This window comes from Modestobacter roseus, assembly GCF_007994135.1.
Classification (GTDB): domain Bacteria; phylum Actinomycetota; class Actinomycetes; order Mycobacteriales; family Geodermatophilaceae; genus Modestobacter; species Modestobacter roseus.
The window spans coordinates 2,697,501-2,716,555 of the sequence record NZ_VLKF01000001.1 but is presented as its reverse complement, the minus strand read 5'-3'; the positions used below and the strand labels follow the sequence as shown (position 1 = coordinate 2,716,555).

The window sequence follows — 19,055 nt, the reverse complement described above, 5'->3', positions numbered from 1 at the left end:
GTTCGTGGGGATGGATCGTCTGGGACCCTACCCGCGGTGATCAGCGCGAACACGTCCAGCGGCGGTGGCTCCGCGGAGCTCCCCGGGCTGCCCACGCCGTGGGTCCTGGCCCGGGTCGCCGGGCCGTCGATGTCCCCGACCGTCCGGTCGGCGGACCGGTTGCTGGTGCGACGGCTGCCCCGGTCCCGCCCGATCCGCTCCGGCGACGCGGTCCGCTCCGGCGACGTGGTCCTGGCCCGGTTCCCCTCGCGGCCGGAGCTGCTGGTGGTCAAGCGCGCCCGCCGGCCGCTCGACGACGGCCGCTGGTGGGTGGAGGGGGACAACCCGTTCGTCACCGACGACAGCCGGGCGTTCGGCCCGGCTGTCGTGGTCGGTCGGGTGGTGGCGCGGCTGTGGCCCCGCCCCGGACGCCTGCCGGCGGCCCCGCCGCCGGGCTGAGCGGCCCCTCAGCCGAGGCGGTCCAGCAGCGGGTCGACGAGGTCCCGGGCTCCGGTGTTGAGGTACAGGAACACCAGCGTCGCCGCGCCGAACAACGGCACGAGCACCGCCTTCTCGATCGTCGCGCCGGTGCGCAGGTGCACCGGGTTGAGCCGGGTGCGGCGCAGCACCCAGAACACCGGCAGCGGCACGCCCTCCTTGGTCAGCCCGTCACCGGCGATGTGCGTGAGCACCCCGACGACGACGGCCCACGGCAGCCAGCCGGGGGGCGGGCTGTGCGCCAGCAGCAGCCATGCGCCACCCCAGGAGAGCACCAGGTTGCCGAGGACGGTGTTCTCCGCCCGTCCGGGGATGACGAAGTGCAGTGCCCGCAGCGCCAGGCCGATGGCCAGCGCCAGCAGCAGCAGGCTCGACCAGTGCTGCCAGGCGGCGACGGAGGCGAGCAGGCCGAACGCGAGCGGGCCGAGGACGGCGTCGTGCGTGCCCCACCGGTGCCCTCGGGCGATCGTGTTGACCAGCCCGGACGGCGCGTCGGTGAACGGCCCCCACATCCGGGAGATGGTCGACCCGCGCTGGTCGAGGTCGGGGAGCATGGCGAACCCGCCCGCGGCGGCCACCCACGCCACCTGGGCCACGGTGCCCTCGACCGGTGCCCAGGGCAGCGTCGCGGCGCCGGCGGCCAGGCCGGAGAGCGCATGAGAGTGACCGAGCACGCACGGAGCGTGCCGCCGACGTGAGGCGCGGCGGGGGAGGCGCGCGGGTGGTGCGCACCCCGCGTGACCGGGCCGCCGGTCAGGCCGCGGCCGGCACCTCTCCGGGGTCGCGGCCGGCGGGGGCCCGCTCCCGGGTCAGGACGACGGCGGCCAGCCACCCGGTCGCGGCGAAGCCGACCATCACCGCCGCCATCGGCAGCAGCGTGCCGGGGGTGCCGAACCCGGCCAGGGGTGCCCCCAGCCCGGGCAGCGCGAACTGCGCCGTGCCGACCAGCGCCGATGCCGTCCCGGCCATCCGGGCGGCGTCCGCCATGGCCAGCGCGGTCGCGTTGGGCAGCACCAGGCCGTTGGCGGAGACCACCAGGAACAGCATCGGCAGCACCAGCGGCAGCCCTGCCCCGGCCATCGCCCCGACGAGCAGCACGGCGCTGCCGACGACCTCCACGCTCAGCCCGGTGACCAGCAGCGTGCGGGATCCCAGCCGGCGGACCAGCAGCCGGGACACCTGGCCGGCGAGGACGATGCCGATCCCGTTGACGGCGAACACCAGGCCGAACTGCTGCGCGCTGAGGCCCTGCCCCGACTGCAGCACGAACGAGGAGCTGGAGATGTAGGTGAACAGCGTGCCGAAGCCCAGCCCCTGGGCCAGCACGGCCCCGACGAAGGCCCGCCGGGCCAGCAGCCGGCGGGCGTTGCGCGCGGTGGTGCGGAAGCCGCCCGCGACCCGGCGCTCCGGGGGGAGGGTCTCCGGCATCCGCCACAGGGTGGCCAGGAAGAGCACCACCCCGATGCCGGTGAGCGCGACGAACACACCCCGCCAGTCGGTGAACCGCAGCAGCTGGGCGCCGGCCACCGGGGCGAGGACCGGAGCCGCGCCCATGATGGAGGCGAGCACGGCGAACGCCCGGGCGGCCTCGGCGCCCTCCAGCCGGTCCCGGACGACCGCCCGGGCCAGCACGATGCCGGCCGCTCCGGCGACGCCCTGGAGCAGCCGGATGCCGGACAGCACCCACACGTCGGGGGAGAGGGCGCACAGCAGCGAGGCGAGGGCGTAGGCACCCACCCCGACCAGCACCGGGACGCGGCGGCCGAGCCGGTCCGACAGCGGGCCGACGACCAGCTGGCCGAGCGCCAGCCCCAGCGCCACCGCGGTCAGCGTCAGCTGGGTCGCCGACTGGCCGGCGTCGAACTCACGCTCGAGGGTGGGCAGCGCCGGCAGGTAGAGGTCCATCGACAGCGGACCGAGGGCCGACAGGGCGCCCAGCAGGACCATCAGGTCCCATCCGGCCGGGCGCCCCCTCCGCGGGGGAGCAGAGGGGGCGCCGGTCACTCGTCGTCCGGTGTCACTCGTCGTCCAGGTCGTCGTCGGTGCCGCCGCGGGCCAGCCAGGTGGCCAGCCGCTCGACCGGCACCTCGAAGTCCGGGTGCTGGTCGACGAAGGCCTGCAGCTGGTCGGCCAGCCAGGCGAGGCTGACCTGCTCCTCGCCCCGCCGGCCGGCCAGCTCCTCGATACCGCGATCGGTGAAGTACACCGGCGTTCCCCCTCGGTCGGCGGAGCGCGGTCAGTCGGCGAAGGCCTGGGCGACCAGCTGGCGCTGCTCCACCTCGTGCACCTTCGCCGACCCCACGGCCGGGCTGGCCGAGGCCTTGCGGGAGACCCGGCGCAGCGTCCGGCCACCGGTGAGGTGCTCGGGCAGGTTGCAGGCCATGAACTGCCAGGCGCCCATGTTGGCCGGCTCCTCCTGCACCCACACGACGTCGGTCGCGTCCGGGTACTGCGCCAGCGCCTCGGTGATCTCCTCGGCCGGCAGCGGGTAGAGCTGCTCGACCCGCAGGACCGCGGTGTCGGTGCGACCCTCGGACTCCCGCTGGGACAGCAGCTCGTAGCTCACCTTGCCGCTGCACAGCAGCACGCGACGCACCGCGGCGGCGTCCAGCGCCGCGCCGCGCACGCCCGGGTCGGGCAGGACGGGGCGGAACCGCTGCTCGGTGAATTCCTCGACGGGGCTCACCGCGGCCTTGGCGCGCAGCAGCGACTTCGGGGTGAAGACGACCAGCGGGCGGTGCACCTCCGACAGCGCCTGGCGGCGCAGCAGGTGGAAGTAGTTCGCCGGCGTGGAGCAGTTGGCGACCGTCATGTTGTTCTCGGCCGACAGCTGCAGGAAGCGCTCGATCCGGCCGCTGGAGTGGTCGGGCCCCTGGCCCTCCAGCCCGTGCGGCAGCAGCAGGACGACGCCGGAGCGCTGCCCCCACTTGGCCTCGCCGGAGCTGATGAACTCGTCGATGACCATCTGCGCGCCGTCGACGAAGTCGCCGAACTGGGCCTCCCAGAGCACCAGCGCCTGGGGGTTGGCCACCGAGTAGCCGTACTCGAAGCCGAGCGCGGCGTACTCGCTCAGCAGCGAGTCGTAGACGAAGAACTTCGCCTGGTCCTCGGTCAGGTGGGCCAGCGGGGTGTGCTCGGCGGCGGACTCCCGGTCGATGAGGACCGAGTGCCGCTGCACGAAGGTGCCGCGGCGGGAGTCCTGGCCGGCCAGCCGCACCGGCACGCCCTGCATCAGCAGGGACCCGAAGGCCAGCAGCTCGCCCATCGCCCAGTCGACGCCGCCCTCGCTGGCCATCGCCGCCCGGCGCTCCAGCATCCGCTGCAGCTTGGGGTGCACGGTGAAGTCCGTCGGCAGCGAGACGTGCGCGTCGCCGATGGCCTTGAGCACCTCGCGGGTGATGGCGGTGTCGACCGTCATCGACTGCGGCGAGCGCGGGTCCATCACCGGCTCCGGCGCCGAGGAGTCCCGCGCGTCGTGGGTCTCGGCGAAGGCCCGCTCCAGCTGGTCGCGGTAGTCCTTCAGCGCCTCCTCGGCCTCGGCGAGGGTGATGTCGCCCCGGCCGACCAGCGCCTCGGTGTACAGCTTCCGGACCGAGCGCTTGCGGTCGATGATGTCGTACATCAGCGGCTGGGTCATCGAGGGGTCGTCGCCCTCGTTGTGCCCGCGCCGGCGGTAGCAGACCAGGTCGATGACGACGTCCTTGTTGAACGCCTGCCGGTAGTCCACGGCCAGCCGGGCGACCCGGACGCAGGCCTCGGGGTCGTCGCCGTTCACGTGGAAGACCGGGGCGCCGATCATCCGGGCGACGTCGGTCGAGTAGAGCGTCGAGCGGGACTGCGCCGGGCTGGTGGTGAAACCGACCTGGTTGTTGATGACCACGTGCACGGTGCCGCCGGTGCGGTAGCCGCGCAGCTGCGACAGGTTCAGCGTCTCCTGCACGACGCCCTGGCCGGCGAAGGCCGCGTCCCCGTGGAGCAGCACGGGCAGCACGGTGAAGCCGCCCTCGCCCTTGTCGATCATGTCCTGCTTGGCGCGCACGATGCCCTCGAGGACCGGGTTGACCGTCTCCAGGTGGCTGGGGTTGCTGGCCAGGGACACGGCGAGCCGACGGCCCTCGTGCTCGAAGCTGCCCTCGGCGCCCAGGTGGTACTTCACGTCGCCGGAGCCCTGCACGGTGCCCGGGTCGATGTTGCCCTCGAACTCCCCGAAGATCTTCGAGTAGCTCTTGCCCAGCACGTTGGCCAGCACGTTCAGCCGGCCGCGGTGGGCCATGCCGATCGCGACCTCCTCGAGGCCGTGCTCGGTGGAGGAGGTGAGCACCTCGTCCAGCAGCGGGATGACCGACTCGCCGCCCTCCAGGCTGAAGCGCTTCTGCCCGACGTACTTGGTCTGCAGGAAGGTCTCGAACGCCTCGGCCGCGTTCAGCCGGCCGAGCACCCGCTTCTGCTTGTCCCGGGCGGGCTTGTCGTGCTTGACCTCGATCCGCTCCTGGAGCCACGTGCGCTCCTCGGGGTCGGTGATGTGCATGTACTCGATGCCCACCGTGCGGCAGTACGACTGGCGCAGCACGCCGAGGATGTCGCGCAGCAGCATGGTCCGCTCGCCGGCGAAGCCGCCGACCGGGAACTGCCGGTCGAGGTCCCACAGCGTCAGCCCGTGCTGGACGATGTCCAGGTCGGGGTGGGTGCGGACCTTGAACTCCAGCGGGTCGGTGTCGGCCATCAGGTGGCCGTTGCGCCGGTAGGCCTCGATGACCTCGATGACCCGGGCGTTCTTGTCGATCTGCCCCTCGTGGCTGACCCGCATGTCGGGCACCCAGCGGACCGGCTCGTACGGCACCCGCAGCGAGCGGAAGACGTCGTCGTAGAAGCCGTCCTCACCCAGCAGCAGCTGGTGCATCCGGCGCAGGAAGTCGCCGGACTCCGCGCCCTGGATGACCCGGTGGTCGTAGGTCGAGGTGAGCGTGATGATCTTGGAGACGGCCATCTCGGCGAGCGCCTCGGGGCTCATCCCCTGGAACTCGGCCGGGTAGTCCATCGCCCCGACGCCGACGATCGTGCCCTGGCCGGTGGTCAACCGCGGCACCGAGTGGTTGGTGCCGATCGTGCCCGGGTTGGTCAGGCTGACCGTGGTGCCGGAGAAGTCGTCCATCGTCAGCTTGTTGGCGCGGGCCCGCCGGATGATGTCCTCGTAGGCGCCCCAGAACTCCGCGAAGTCCATGGTCTCGGCGGCCTTGATCGAGGCGACCACGAGCGACCGCGAGCCGTCGGGCTTGGGCAGGTCGATGGCCAGCCCGAAGTTGACGTGCTCGGGGCGCACCAGCACCGGCTTGCCGTCGACCTCGGCGAACGAGCTGTTCATGTTCGGGAAGGCGTCCAGCGCCCGGACCAGCGCGTAGCCGATCAGGTGCGTGAAGGACACCTTGCCGCCCCGGGCACGGGCCAGGTGGTTGTTGATGACGATCCGGTTGTCGACCAGGAGCTTGGCCGGGACCGCGCGCACGCTGGTGGCCGTCGGGACGGTCAGCGAGGCGTTCATGTTCTTGACGACGCTCGCGGCCGCACCGCGCAGCGGGGTGCGGCTCGGGCCCTCCCCGGCGTCGGCGGCCGGCTTCGCGGCCCCTGCCTTGGCCACCGGCTTGGCCGGTGCGGCGGGCTGCTGCTGCGAGGCGCGCTCGGCGGCGCGGTTGACCACGGTTCCCTCCGAGCGGGGGTCGGCGATGGGGGCCCGGGAGACGGTCTCCTCGGTGCCGGGGCTGGCGGCAGGCGTGCTGGGCCGGTCCGCGGGTGCGGCGTCGCCGGACGACGGCGCGGCGGTGGCCTTCGCCTCCCGCGGTGCGGGCGCCTCGGCCCGCTGCGGTGCGGCGTCGCGGCCGGTGACCTCGCGCTCGGGGGCGGGGGACGCGTAGCCGGTCGCGGTGGGGGCGGCGGCGGGCGTCGGCGTGGACGACGGGGCCGGGGTGGCCGCGGCGGACGTGCGGTCCTGCCCGTCGGCGACCGGGCTGCCCGGCCGGTAGTCGGCGAAGAAGTCGTGCCAGGCCTGGTCCACGCTGCGTGGATCGGCGAGGTACTGCTGGTACATCTCCTCGACCAGCCACTCGTTGGTGCCGAAACCCGCCACCGGGCTGCTGTTGGCGGCGGACGGCTGGGATGAGCTCACGCTTGACACGGGGAGGAGTGCCTTCTTCGTCGGTGGACGTCGTTGGACCGGTGTCCGACTCTACGCCCGGCCCCCGTGCCGCGGATCGTGCGACGTGAGGTGCCGCACGTGTCCCGGCTCACCGGTCCCACGGGTCCCGCGCGCGGCCGGGCCGTCACCCGCCCGACCCGGGCGGCGGGTGACGGCCGCACGGTCCGCCAGGGCCGTCAGACGACGTCGCGGCGGACCGCCAGCAGCGTGCCGAGCAGGGCGGCGACGAGCCCGTAGCCCAGCAGCAGGAGCCCGCCCTGCCACTGGTTGAGCAGGTCCGGCCCCTCGTTGACCGCGGTGAGCGCCGCCGCCGCGCCGCCGGGCAGCCACTTGTAGACGCCGGCGGTGGCGGGGATGCCGCCGACGATGCTCTCGATGATGAAGAGGTAGACCAGCGAGCCGACGATCGCGCCCACCTGGTTGCGGAACAGCGCGCCCACCCCGACCCCGATGACCGCGTACAGCACGATCGAGACGGTCGCCCCGAGCAGCACCTCGAGGTTGTCACCGCTCAGCGAGGGCGCGGCCCCGCGTGCCCCGGCGTAGACGACCACCACGAGCACGGCCACGGCGCAGGCGGCCAGCGCGAAGGGGACGGCGGCCACCAGGTAGGCGATCAGCTTGGCGATCACCACCCGCCCGCGGTGCGGGGTGGCCAGGAAGGTGGGGGTGGCCGTGCGGTGCCGGTACTCCTGGGTCATCCCGATGATGCCCAGCACCAGGGACAGGATCGCCGCCTGGCCGGCGGCGCCCAGCGCCAGCTGCTCGTACATGGGGGTGCCGATCGGCGCCGGACCGCCCTGCTGTCCGGCCAGGCCGGTGAACAGGGCGGCGAAGCCGCCGGCCAGCACGCAGGCGCCGACGAGCAGCCCGATCCAGACGCGGGTGGTCAGCAGCTTGAGCCACTCCGCGCGCACCAGCCGGGTCATCGGGTCGTCCCCTCGGTCTGCGCGGGGACACCCGCGGCGTACTGCTCCTGCCCGGCGGTGAGCCGGAAGTAGACCTCCTCGAGGCCGCTGGTCTGCGCGCGCAGCTCGTGCAGCTCGACCCCGGCGGTGAACGCCCGGTGCCCCACCTCCTCGGTGGGCATGCCGGACACGGTGACGCCGTCGGGTCCGCTGGGCGCCACGGTGGCGCCCGCCGCCGCCAGCAGGTCGGCGAGCTGGACCACCTGGGGGCTGCGGGCCAGCACGGTGCCACCGCCGGCGCCACCGCGCAGCTCGGCCAGCGAGCCCTCCCGCACGAGCTTCCCGGCGCCCACGATGACCACCCGGTCCGCGGTCTGCTCGACCTCGGACAGCAGGTGGCTGGAGACCAGGACGGTGCGCCCCTCCTCGTGCGCCAGGTGGCGCAGGAAGCCGCGCAGCCACTGGATGCCCTCCGGGTCCAGCCCGTTGGCCGGCTCGTCGAGCACGAGCACCTGGGGGTCGCCCAGCAGTGCGGTGGCCAGCCCCAGGCGCTGGCGCATGCCCAGCGAGTAGCCGCCGGCCCGGCGCCGGCCGGCCGGTCCGAGCCCGACCCGGGCCAGCACCTCGTCGGCGCGGGCGGCGGGCAGGCCGGCGGCAGCGGCGTAGACGCGCAGGTGGTCCCGGCCGCTGCGGGCCGGGTGGAAGGCCGTCTCCAGCACCGCGCCGACCCGGCGCAGCGGCTCGTCCAGCCGGGCGTAGGGCGTGCCGTTGAAGGTCGTCGTCCCGCCGTCGGGGGTGATCAGGCCCAGCGCCATCCGCAGCGTGGTGGTCTTGCCGGCGCCGTTGGGGCCGAGGAAGCCGGTCACCTGGCCGGGCTCGACGGTGAAGCTGAGGCTGTCGACGGCGCGGACGGCGCCGAAGGACTTGGTGAGGCCGCGGACCTCGACCCGTACGGGGTCGGTCCGGGCGCTGCTGGGGCTGGCGATCTCGGGCTCCTGGGGTCGGCGAGGGATCAGCGGGTCGCGCACTCCGGGGGTCATCCAAGCGCACGGGGACGCCCTGGGGGAGCCCGCCGGGGCCGGGCGTGGCGGGGCCGGGGTCCAGGCGGCGTGACCGTGGGCACAGTGCACCCGCCGGGTTGGTAGGTTCCGGCCTCGTGAACGCCTCCCGCACGGTCGCCGGGTGGCGGCGGACCCCGCGGGCCGACCGCTGACGGAGACCGGGCCGACCGAGCCGGCCGAGCCGGCCGGACGATCGGCGGCTGCCCGGGAGGAGCTCGAGCGGCTGCTGCTCGACGGTCCGCGCCGGTACACCCGGCGGCAGGTGGCCGAGCTGGCCGGGATGCCCGCCGAACGGACCCAGCGGCTGTGGCGGGCGCTGGGCTTCGCCGACGTCGCCGACGACGACCCGGCCTTCACCGACGCCGACGTGACCGCGCTGGCCCGGCTGTCGGCGCTGATCGACTCCGGGTTCGTGGACCCGCTGACCGAGGCGTCGATCGCCCGGGCCATGGGGCAGACGCTGTCCCGGCTGGCCGACTGGCAGACCGACCTGGTCGCCGCCCGGCTCGCCGAGGCCGGGGTCGGACTGGGGGTGGACGCCGGCACGGACGCCGTGGCGGCTGCGGTGCTGCGCTCCACGGAAGCGCTGCTGCCGCTGATGAGCGAGCTGCAGGACTACGTCTGGCGCCGGCACCTGGCCGCGAACGCGGGGCGGCTGGTGCTGTCCTCCGGCGCCGACCACCGGGAGCTCGCGGTCGGCTTCGCCGACCTGGTCGGCTACACCTCCCGCAGCCGCGGGATGGGCGGGCGCGAGCTGGGCGACATGGTCGAGGACTTCGAGGGCCTGGCCGCCGACGTCATCGCGCGGTACCGCGGCCGGGTGGTCAAGACCGTCGGTGACGGGGTGCTGTTCACCTGCGCCGACGCCGTCGACGCGGTGGAGATCGCGCTGCGGCTGCCGGTGGAGTGGTCGGCCGACGACCGCCCGCCGCTGCGGGTCGGGGCCGCCTACGGGCCGGTGCTCACCCGGCTCGGCGACGTGTACTCCCCGGTGGTCAACCTGGCCAGCCGCTTGACCTCGATCGCGCGGCCGTCCACCGTGCTGGTCGACCGGGAGCTGGCCCGCCGGTTGCTCGGCTCGCCCGCCTACCGGGTCCGGCCGCTGCGGCAGGTGTCGGTCCGTGGCTACGACCAGCTGCGGCCCTGGCTGGTCCGCCGGCGCGAGGCCGGCGACGTGCCGGGCGTCGCGGCGCTGGAGCAGCTGCTCGACGAGATCGCCCACGACGTGCTGCGGCGCGGCTCGGACGAGCCACCGGCCTGACCGGGGAACCCGGTCGACCGCCGCGCAGGGCGGTGGGCACGATGTGCGGGTGTCCGCCACCCTGCTGGCCCGCGGCCTCGCCGCCGGCCACGGTGCCCGTGTCCTGTTCACCGGCCTCGACCTCGTCGTGGCCCCCGGCGACGTCGTCGGGCTGGTGGGGGTCAACGGCGCCGGCAAGTCCACCCTGCTGCAGACCCTGGCCGGTCGGCTGCCCGCCGAGTCCGGTGACGTCGCGCTGTCCCCGCCGTCGGCGACCGTGGGCTACCTGCCCCAGGAGCACGAGCGCCGTCCCGGGGAGACGGTGCTCGACGCGCTCGCCCGGCGGACGGGGGTCGACGCGGCGCAGCGGGCCCTGGACGCCGCCACCGACGCACTGACCGCGGGGGAGGCCGGCGCCGACGACGCCTACGCCGACGCGCTGGAGCGCTGGCTGGCCCTGGGCGGGGCCGACCTCGCCGAGCGCGCCGAGGAGGTGGTGGCCGGCGTCGCCCCCGGGGTGGCGCTGGACGCCGCGATGACCGGTCTGTCCGGTGGCCAGGCGGCCCGGGTGGGGCTCGCCTCGCTGCTGCTGTCCCGCTACGACGTGCTGCTGCTCGACGAGCCGACCAACGACCTGGACCTGGCCGGTCTGGACCAGCTGGAGCGGTTCGTGGGCGGCCTGCGCGCGGGCGTGGTGCTGGTCAGCCACGACCGCGAGTTCCTCGCGCGGACGGTCACCCGGGTGGTCGAGCTGGACCTCGCCCAGCAGCTGGTCCGCGTGCACGACGGCGGCTACGAGGCATACCTGGCCGAGCGGGAGGTGGCCCGGCGGCACGCCCGCGAGGAGTACGAGGAGTTCGCCGACACGAAGGCGTCGCTGGAGGCGCGGGGGCGGATGCAGCGCAACTGGATGGCCAAGGGCGTGCGCGACTCGATCAAGAAGAGCAAGGACGGCGACAAGCACATCAAGGCCGCCAACCGGGCCAGCTCGGAGAAGCAGGCGGCGAAGGCCAAGCAGACCGAGCGGCGGATCGAGCGGCTGGAGGTGGTCGAGGAGCCGCGCAAGGAGTGGGAGCTGCGGATGGAGATCGCCGCCGCGCCCCGGGCCGGTGACGTCGTCGCCACGCTGCGCGGCGCCGTCGTCCGCCGCGGCGGCTTCCAGCTGGGCCCGGTCGACCTGCAGGTCGGCTGGGGTGACCGGCTGGCGATCACCGGCGCCAACGGGTCGGGCAAGAGCACCCTGCTCGCGGCCCTGCTGGGCCGGCTGCCGCTGGACGACGGCGCCGCCGCCCTGGGCCCCGGGGTGCGGCTGGGCGAGGTCGACCAGGCGCGCGGGCTCTTCCTCGGCGACGAGCCGCTCGCCCTCGCCTTCGGCCGGCAGGTGCCCGACTGGCCCGACGCCGAGGTGCGCACCCTGCTGGCGAAGTTCGGCCTGCGCGCCGACCACGTGCTGCGCCCGGCCGCGACGCTCTCCCCGGGGGAGCGGACCCGGGCCGCGCTGGCGCTGCTGCAGGCCCGCGGGGTGAACGTGCTGGTGCTCGACGAGCCGACCAACCACCTGGACCTGCCGGCGATCGAGCAGCTGGAGCAGGCGCTGGCCGACTACCCGGGCACGCTGCTGCTGGTCACCCACGACCGGCGGATGCTCGAGGCCGTGCACACCACCCGGCGGCTGCTGGTCAGCGACGGCATCGTCCGGGACGCCTGACGCGGGGTGGCCTCGGGAACGACGACGCCCGCCCGGCCAGTGGCCGGGCGGGCGGTCTCGGTGCTGCGGTGAGCCTCGGGGCTGTGGGTGCCCCCGGCAGGATTCGAACCTGCGCCCCTGCCTCCGGAGGGCAGTGCTCTATCCCCTGAGCTACGGGGGCTCGTTCCGCGGCGACCGGTCTCCCGGCGCCGGGAGAGAAACTACCAGCCCGGGTGACCGGCCGGGCCGACGGGGTCAGGGGGTGGGGTCAGGGGAAGGGGAGCGGCTCCGCCCCGCGGTCGCGGAGCATGTCGACCATCGTCGCGGTCTCCGCCGTCTGGCTCTGCGCCATCGACTCCGCCAGTCGCTGCACGGCGGCCCGCTGCGCGTGCTCCTCGCCGTACTCGGCCATCTCCAGCCCGCCCTGGTGGTGCCGGGTCATCAGCTGCAGGAACAGCACGTCGAGCTCGTCGCCGGTCGCGGCGCGCAGCTCCGCCAGCTCGGCGTCGGTGGCCATCCCCGGCATCAGCGCCGCATCCTCGGCAGCGCCGTCGCCGTGGCCCGCGTGGTCCATCCCGGCCATGTCGGCCATCTCGCCGTCGTCCATCCAGCCCATGACCTCACCGCTGGTGAGCGGCAGCCCCCACAGCGACAGCCAGCCCTGCATCCGGCCGACCTGGTTGGTCTGGGTGGCCGAGATGTCGAAGGCCAGCTGCTGCACCTCCGGGTCCTCGCTGCGGGTGAGCGCGAGGTTGGCCATCTGCACGGCCTGCAGGTGGTGGCGGGACATGTCCCGGGCGAACCCGGCGTCGACCGAGTCCGCGGCCGGGGTCTCCTCCGAGCCGATGCCGAGCGCGACGGCCAGGCCGCCACCGGCCACCAGCATGCCGACGGCGATCACGCCGACCAGCAGGGCGGTCAGCCAGCGGGGCCGTCCCGGGGCGGGGTGCCCGGTCTCCGGTGCCGTCATCAGGGCGTGCCGGTGGCGTCGGCCGCCGGGGTCTCGCTCACCGGGGCGTCGCTCGGGACGCCGCTCATGTCCGGCTCACCCGCGCCGGCGTAGCGGCTCTCGTCGCCGACGACCAGCGGGTCGCTGAGGAAGGCGGGGTTGTCGCAGCTGGCGCCCGGCTCGGGGTGGAAGTCGGCGTTGAGGGTGAAGAAGTCGACGTACTGCTCGACCCGCTCGTCGGTGGCCGAGTCGACGGTCAGCTGGTGGTTCCAGGACTGCAGGCTGATCGGCGCACCCTGGCCCGGCCACGGGGAGAGCATCAGGCCCTGGCGCCCGTCGACCAGCTCCTCCAGCGTGGCGACGTCGTCGTCGCTGGTGAGGTCGGGGTCGTAGGTGATCCAGGTCGAACCGTGCTCCAGGCTGTGCACCGCGTTCTCGGGGCGGATCTGCGCGTCGTAGACCGTGCCGGTGCAGTCGGCCCACTCGTTGTCGTGCGGCCCGCCCACCGGCGGGGTCTCCACGTAGTCGACCCCGGTGACGACGTGCTCGGCGCCGGCGTAGTCGTAGGTCTCCAGCCCCTCGAGCTGGTCGGCGGAGGTGATCCGGTTCGCGTTGGACCGGTTCACCGTGACGACGGCGTAGGTGAGGATCGCGGCCGCGAAGACGGCGACCGCGACCGCCGCGGCGATCAGCCCCCAGGGCCGCTGCGGCGTCACCACGTTGGCCGGCGGCCGGGTGCGCCCGCGCCCGCCGGACTGCTGTACCCCTGGCCGAGATGCCCCCGACCCCCCACGGGAGGCGCCACCGGACGGGCGACCGGTTCCGGGCTTGGGGTCCTTGGCCAACTGTCTCTCCTCGCAGGTGCTGCTCCGCGGGCGCCTGGTGCCCCCGCAGGTCGCGGCCCGGGGCTGGCCCGGACGGTCGCGAGTCTAGGTCGCCGACCTGTGCGGACCCTGGACGTCGCCGACCTGTCCGGCCCGGGGCGCCGAGCCGCTCAGTACGCTCGCCGGGTGACACCCGAGCAGCTCAGTGACGTCGTCCGGTCCGCTGTCGCGGCGGCCGTGGAGCGCGGCGACCTCGCCGTCGCCGTCCCGGAGGACGTCGTCATCGAGCGCCCGAAGAACCCCGAGCACGGTGACTACGCGACCAACGTGGCGCTCCGGCTGGCCAAGCCGGCCGCGCGGCCGCCGCGCGAGGTGGCCGAGGTGCTGGCCGCGCAGCTGCGCGAGCACGAGGGCGTGGCGGCGGTCGACGTCGCCGGCCCCGGCTTCCTCAACGTCACCCTGGCCAAGGACGCGCTCGGGCAGATCGCCGTCCGGGTGGTGACCGCGGGGGAGGCCTACGGGCGCACCACGGTGCTGGCCGGGCAGCGGCTGAATCTGGAGTTCGTCTCGGCCAACCCGACCGGCCCGGTGCACATCGGCGGCACCCGGTGGGCTGCGGTCGGTGATGCGCTCGGCCGGCTGCTCACCGCCAGCGGCGCGGAGGTCTCCCGGGAGTACTACTTCAACGACGCGGGCTCGCAGATCGACCGGTTCGCCCGCAGCCTGCAGGCCGCGGCGCTGGGCCGGCCGGTGCCCGAGGACGGCTACGCCGGCGACTACATCGGCGAGATCGCCGCCCAGGTCGTCGCGGCGGAGCCCGGCGTCCTGGAGCTCCCCGCCCCCGAGCAGCAGGAGCGCTTCCGGGTGCGCGGCGTCGAGCTGATGTTCGCCGAGATCAAGCGCAGCCTGGCCGGCTTCGGCGTCGTCTTCGACACCTACTTCTCGGAGAAGACGCTGCACGACAGCGGCGCGCTGGAGAAGGCGGTGGCCCGGCTGCGGGAGCAGGGGCACGTCTACGAGTCCGACGGTGCGGTCTGGCTGCGGACGACGACGTTCGCCGACGACAAGGACCGGGTGCTGGTCAAGAGCGACGGCGAGCCGACCTACTTCGCCGCCGACTGCGCCTACTACCTGGACAAGCGGGAGCGCGGCTTCGACCGGGTCGTGATCATGCTCGGCGCCGACCACACCGGCTACGTGGGGCGGTACAAGGCGCTGGTCGCGGCGATGGGCGACGACCCGGCCACGAACCTGGAGATCCTCATCGGCCAGCTGGTCAACCTGGTCCGCAACGGCGAGCCGGTGCGGATGAGCAAGCGGGCCGGCACGGTGGTCAACCTCGAGGACCTGGTCGACGCGATCGGCGCGGACGCCGCCCGGTACGCCCTCGCCCGGGCCTCGGTCGACCAGCAGATCGACCTGGACCTGGACGCGTGGACGCGGAAGACCAACGACAACCCGGTCTTCTACGTCCAGTACGCCCACGCCCGCATCTCCTCGGTGCTGCGCGGGGCGGCCGACCTGGGGCTGGCGCTGGGCGATGCGGGCGGGGTCGACACCGCGCTGCTGGAGACCCAGCGGGAGAGCGACCTGCTGCGCGCGCTCGCGGAGTTCCCGCAGGTGGTCGCCTCGGCCGCCGAGCTGCGGGCGCCGCACCGGGTGGCCCGGTACCTGGAGGAGCTGGCCGGCACCTACCACCGCTTCTACGACGTCTGCCGGGTGCTGCCCCGCGGCGACGAGGAGGCGACCCCGGTGACCACGGCCCGGCTGTGGCTGTGCGCCGCGACCGCCACGGTGCTGCGCAACGGCCTGGGCGTGCTCGGGGTCTCCGCGCCGGAGCGGATGTGAGGGCGCACCCGGCCGGGCCGCTGCACGGCACGCTGACCCCGCCGCCGGCCGCCGGTGCCCCGCCCACCGACCTGGGCACGCTCGACCCGCACGTCTGGCCGCGTTCGGCCACCCGGGTCGGCGGGGAGATGCACCTGGGCGGCCGCCCGGTCACCGAGCTGGCCCGCACCCACGGCACGCCGCTGTTCGTGCTGGACGAGGGCGACTTCCGCGGCCGGGCGGCGGACTTCGCCACCGCCTTCGCCGACCCGCAGCTGCCCGCCGACGTGCACTACGCCTCCAAGGCGTTCCTCTGCGGGCAGGTGGCCCGCTGGATCGCCGACGACGGGCTGTTCCTGGACGCCTGCAGCGGCAACGAGCTCGCCGTCGCGCTGGCCGCCGGCTTCCCCGCCGAGCGGATCGCGCTGCACGGCAACAACAAGTCCCTGGTCGAGCTGCAGCTCGCCGTCGACGCCGGGATCGGGCACGTGGTGCTCGACTCCTTCGACGAGATCGAGCGGCTGGTGCCGATGGCCGAGGCCCGGGTCGCCGGCGGCGGCACGCCGGTGCCGGTGCTCATCCGCGCGACGGTGGGCATCGAGGCGCACACCCACGAGTTCATCGCCACCGCCCACGAGGACCAGAAGTTCGGCTTCTCGCTGGCCACCGGCGACGCGCTGACCGCCGCGGTCCGGGTCATCCGCGAGCCGGCGCTGCACCTGGCCGGTCTGCACAGCCACATCGGGTCGCAGATCTTCGACACCGCGGGCTTCGAGGCCGCCGCGCACCGGGTGGTGGGCCTGCTGGGGCAGGTGCACCAGGCCACCGGCGAGGTGCTCGGCGAGCTCAACCTCGGCGGCGGGTTCGGCATCGCCTACCTGCCCGAGGACGACCCGGTGACCCCCGGCGACGTCGCGGCGCGGCTGCGCACGGTGGTCGCCGCCGAGTGCGCCCAGCTGGGGCTGCCGGTGCCCCGGCTGGCCGTGGAGCCCGGGCGGGCGATCGCCGGGCCGGGCACCGTGACCCTGTACGAGATCGGCACCATCAAGCCGGTCCGGCTCGGTTCCAGCGGCGCCCCGGGTGCGCCGCTGGTGCGCAACTACGTCTCCGTCGACGGCGGGATGAGCGACAACATCCGCACCGCCCTCTACGACGCCGCCTACACCTGCGTGCTGGCCAACCGCACCTCCGACGCCCCGCCGGCGCTGTGCCGGGTGGTGGGCAAGCACTGCGAGAGCGGGGACGTGCTGGTCCGCGACCTGTGGCTGCCCTCGGACGTGCAGCCCGGCGACCTGCTCGCCGTCGCCGCGACCGGCGCCTACTGCTGGTCGATGGCGAGCAACTACAACTACCTGCTCAAGCCCCCGGTCGTCGCCGTCCGGGGCGGTGCGGCCACCGAGATCGTGCGGCGGCAGACCCTGTCCGACGTGTTCGCCCTCGACGCGGTCCTCGCCGACGTCCCCGCCCCCTCGCCGGCGATCGACCAGCCGGCCCCCGAGCACCCCGCTGGAGCCCGCTCGTGAGTGACTCCCTGAAGGTCGCCCTGCTGGGCTGCGGCACCGTCGGCAGCGCCGTGCTCCGGCTGCTGTCCGAGCAGGCCGACGACCTCGCCGCCCGCGTCGGCCGCCGGGTCGAGGTGGCCGGGGTCGCCGTCCGCCGGCCCGACCGGCACGCGGGAGTCCCCGCCGAGCTGCTCACCACCGACGCCGAGGCGCTGGTCACCCGGGACGACGTCGACCTGGTGGTCGAGGTGATCGGCGGCATCGAGCCGGCCCGCACCCTGCTGCTGGCGGCGATCGGCGCCGGCAAGTCGGTGGTCAGCGCGAACAAGGCGCTGCTGGCCGAGGACGGTGTGGCGCTGCACGCCGCGGCCGCGGACGCCGGGGTGGACCTCTACTACGAGGCCGCGGTGGCCGGGGCGATCCCGCTGCTGCGCCCGCTGCGCGAGTCGCTCGCCGGTGACCAGCTGCGCCGCGTCGTCGGCATCGTCAACGGCACGACCAACTACATCCTCTCCCGGATGGCCGAGACCGGCGCCGGCTTCGGCGAGGCGCTGGCCGAGGCGACCGAGGCCGGCTACGCCGAGGCCGACCCGACCGCCGACGTCGACGGGTTCGACGCCGCCGCGAAGGCCGCGATCCTCGCCTCGCTGGCCTTCCACTCCCCGGTGCGCTCCTCCGACGTGTACCGGGAGGGGATCGCCGCGGTCTCGGCCAGCGACGTGGCCCGGGCGGCGGAGATCGGCTGCACGGTGAAGCTGCTGGCCATCTGCGAGCGGGTGGCCGGGGAGGACGGCGACACGATCGCGGTCCGCGTGCACCCGGCGATGATCCCGACCACCCACCCGCTGGCCGCGGTCGGCGGCGCGTTCAACGCCGTCTTCGTCGAGGCCGACGCCGCCGGTGAGCTGATGTTCTACGGCCAGGGCGCCGGGGGGGAGCCCACCGCGAGCGCGGTGCTCGGCGACCTGGTGGCGGTGGCGCGCAACCGGCTGACCGGCGCCGCCGGCCCGGGCACCACCGGCTACGCCGGGCTGAGCGTGCGGCCGATGGCCGAGACGCCCACCCGGTACCACGTCAGCCTCGACGTCGCCGACGTGCCGGGCGTGCTCGCGACGGTCGCCCAGGAGTTCGCCGCGCACGGCGTCAGCATCGCCACCGTCCGGCAGGACGGCCACGGCGACGCCGCGACGCTGGTGATCGTGACCCACCGGGCCCCGGACGCCGCGCTGGCGACGACGGTGGCCCGGTTGCGGGAGATGGACGCCGTCCGCGGCGTGACGAGCGTGCTGCGCGTGGAGGGGCTGTCATGACCACTGCGGGACTCCGGGGAGCGGTCTCCCCGTACTGGCCGGGGCTGATCGAGGCCTACCGGCACCGGCTGCCGGTCAGCGACAGCACCCCGGTGGTGACGCTGCAGGAGGGCGCCACCCCCTTGGTGCCCGCGCCCGAGCTCTCCCGGCGCACCGGGTGCGAGGTGTTCCTCAAGGTCGAGGGCGCCAACCCGACCGGGTCGTTCAAGGACCGCGGCATGACCATGGCGATCACCAAGGCGCTGGAGGAGGGCGCGCAGGCGGTCATCTGCGCCTCCACCGGCAACACCAGCGCCAGCGCCGCCGCCTACGCCGCGCGCGCCGGGCTGGTCTGCGCGGTGCTCGTCCCGCAGGGGAAGATCGCCACCGGCAAGCTGGCCCAGGCGCTGGTGCACGGGGCCAAGCTGCTGCAGGTCGAGGGCAACTTCGACGACTGCCTGGCGCTGGCCAGCAAGCTGGCGATCGACTACCCGGTCAGCCTGGTCAACAGCGTGAACCAGTACCGCATCGAGGGGCAGAAGACCGCCTCCTTCGAGATCGTCGACGTCCTCGGCGACGCGCCTGACGTGCACTGCCTGCCGGTCGGGAACGCCGGCAACATCACCGCCTACTGGCAGGGCTACCGCGAGTACGCCGCCGACGGCCCGGCCACCCGCACGCCGCGGATGTGGGGCTTCCAGGCGGCTGGCGCCGCGCCGATCGTCACCGGTCGGGTCGTCGAGCAGCCGAGCACCATCGCGACCGCCATCCGGATCGGCAACCCGGCGTCCTGGACCAAGGCGCTGGCCGCCCGCGACGAGTCCGGCGGCCGGATCGACGCGGTCACCGACCGGGCGATCCTCGCCGCCTACCGGCTGCTGGCCCGCTCCGAGGCGGTCTTCGTCGAGCCGGCCTCGGCCGCCTCGGTCGCCGGGCTGCTGCAGGTCGCCGAGGCGGGTGGGCTGGAGCCCGGCCAGCGGGTGGTCTGCACGGTCACCGGCAACGGCCTCAAGGACCCCGAGTGGGCCATCTCCGGGGCGCCGGCCCCGGTCACCGTCCCGGTCGACGCCGCGGCGGCCGCCGCGCAGCTGGGCCTGTAGC

15 protein-coding genes and 1 tRNA gene are annotated in these 19,055 nt (G+C 74.6%); 7 read left to right on the top strand and 9 right to left on the bottom strand.

The annotated features are described in order from the left end of the window. Positions 1-36: 36 nt before the first annotated feature. The gene (locus JD78_RS12835) at positions 37-438 is read left to right on the top strand and encodes a S24 family peptidase (protein ID WP_228395268.1); all 402 of its coding nucleotides are present in this window, start codon (positions 37-39) and stop codon (positions 436-438) included. An 8-nt stretch (positions 439-446) separates the two neighbouring features. On the opposite strand, the gene JD78_RS12830 is transcribed toward JD78_RS12835, so the two are convergent. The 6 genes from JD78_RS12830 to JD78_RS12805 all read right to left on the bottom strand — a co-directional run bounded on the left by JD78_RS12830 (position 447) and on the right by JD78_RS12805 (position 8,615). After that, complete coding sequence (locus tag JD78_RS12830; protein ID WP_153361375.1) at positions 447-1,151, bottom strand: metal-dependent hydrolase; 705 nt, start codon at positions 1,149-1,151, stop codon at positions 447-449. Positions 1,152-1,230: 79 nt separating this feature from the next. Further along, the gene (locus JD78_RS12825; RefSeq protein WP_153361376.1) at positions 1,231-2,424 is read right to left on the bottom strand and encodes a multidrug effflux MFS transporter; all 1,194 of its coding nucleotides are present in this window, start codon (positions 2,422-2,424) and stop codon (positions 1,231-1,233) included. A gap of 70 nt (positions 2,425-2,494) precedes the next feature. Beyond that, positions 2,495-2,683, bottom strand: coding sequence for a DUF6104 family protein (locus JD78_RS12820; RefSeq protein ID WP_153361377.1), 189 nt, complete (start codon positions 2,681-2,683; stop codon positions 2,495-2,497). Positions 2,684-2,713: 30 nt separating this feature from the next. Continuing rightward, positions 2,714-6,637, bottom strand: coding sequence for a multifunctional oxoglutarate decarboxylase/oxoglutarate dehydrogenase thiamine pyrophosphate-binding subunit/dihydrolipoyllysine-residue succinyltransferase subunit (locus tag JD78_RS12815; protein ID WP_153361378.1), 3,924 nt, complete (start codon positions 6,635-6,637; stop codon positions 2,714-2,716). A 206-nt stretch (positions 6,638-6,843) separates the two neighbouring features. Beyond that, a complete protein-coding gene (locus tag JD78_RS12810; RefSeq protein ID WP_153362731.1) occupies positions 6,844-7,596 on the bottom strand; it encodes an ABC transporter permease in 753 nt (250 codons plus the stop codon). Continuing rightward, a complete protein-coding gene (locus JD78_RS12805; RefSeq protein WP_153361379.1) occupies positions 7,593-8,615 on the bottom strand; it encodes an ABC transporter ATP-binding protein in 1,023 nt (340 codons plus the stop codon). The genes JD78_RS12810 and JD78_RS12805 overlap by 4 nt, the downstream gene beginning before the upstream one ends. Positions 8,616-8,757: 142 nt before the next feature. Between JD78_RS12805 and JD78_RS12800 the strand changes: the two genes are divergently transcribed. Next, complete coding sequence (locus JD78_RS12800; protein ID WP_228395269.1) at positions 8,758-9,897, top strand: adenylate/guanylate cyclase domain-containing protein; 1,140 nt, start codon at positions 8,758-8,760, stop codon at positions 9,895-9,897. A 49-nt stretch (positions 9,898-9,946) separates the two neighbouring features. Further along, the gene (locus JD78_RS12795; RefSeq protein WP_153361380.1) at positions 9,947-11,584 is read left to right on the top strand and encodes an ABC-F family ATP-binding cassette domain-containing protein; all 1,638 of its coding nucleotides are present in this window, start codon (positions 9,947-9,949) and stop codon (positions 11,582-11,584) included. A gap of 88 nt (positions 11,585-11,672) precedes the next feature. Here JD78_RS12795 and JD78_RS12790 read toward each other — a convergent pair. From JD78_RS12790 to JD78_RS12780, 3 genes are all read right to left on the bottom strand, one after another. After that, positions 11,673-11,744: transfer RNA gene (locus tag JD78_RS12790), tRNA-Arg, on the bottom strand. Positions 11,745-11,831: 87 nt separating this feature from the next. After that, a complete protein-coding gene (locus JD78_RS12785) occupies positions 11,832-12,533 on the bottom strand; it encodes a DUF305 domain-containing protein (protein ID WP_153361381.1) in 702 nt (233 codons plus the stop codon). Then, on the bottom strand, positions 12,533-13,228 hold the full coding sequence (locus tag JD78_RS12780; protein WP_228395270.1) for a DUF3105 domain-containing protein: 696 nt from the start codon (positions 13,226-13,228) through the stop codon (positions 12,533-12,535). Before JD78_RS12780 ends, JD78_RS12785 begins: the two co-directional genes overlap by 1 nt. A 294-nt stretch (positions 13,229-13,522) precedes the next feature. On the opposite strand from JD78_RS12780, the gene argS reads away from it, so the two are divergent. From argS to thrC, 4 genes are read left to right on the top strand one after another with little or no spacing between them, the layout of a single operon-like run. Continuing rightward, positions 13,523-15,184 carry an arginine--tRNA ligase gene (argS, locus tag JD78_RS12775; protein ID WP_153361383.1) on the top strand — a complete coding sequence of 554 codons (1,662 nt, stop codon included), beginning with the start codon at positions 13,523-13,525 and terminating at the stop codon, positions 15,182-15,184. Beyond that, positions 15,181-16,686, top strand: coding sequence for a diaminopimelate decarboxylase (lysA, locus tag JD78_RS12770; RefSeq protein ID WP_153361384.1), 1,506 nt, complete (start codon positions 15,181-15,183; stop codon positions 16,684-16,686). The genes argS and lysA overlap by 4 nt, the downstream gene beginning before the upstream one ends. Beyond that, positions 16,683-17,975, top strand: a complete 1,293-nt coding sequence (locus JD78_RS12765; RefSeq protein ID WP_153361385.1) for a homoserine dehydrogenase — start codon at positions 16,683-16,685, stop codon at positions 17,973-17,975. Before lysA ends, JD78_RS12765 begins: the two co-directional genes overlap by 4 nt. Then, entirely contained in the window at positions 17,972-19,054 is a 1,083-nt protein-coding gene (thrC, locus tag JD78_RS12760) for a threonine synthase (protein WP_153361386.1), read from the top strand. Before JD78_RS12765 ends, thrC begins: the two co-directional genes overlap by 4 nt. Position 19,055 lies beyond the last annotated feature (1 nt).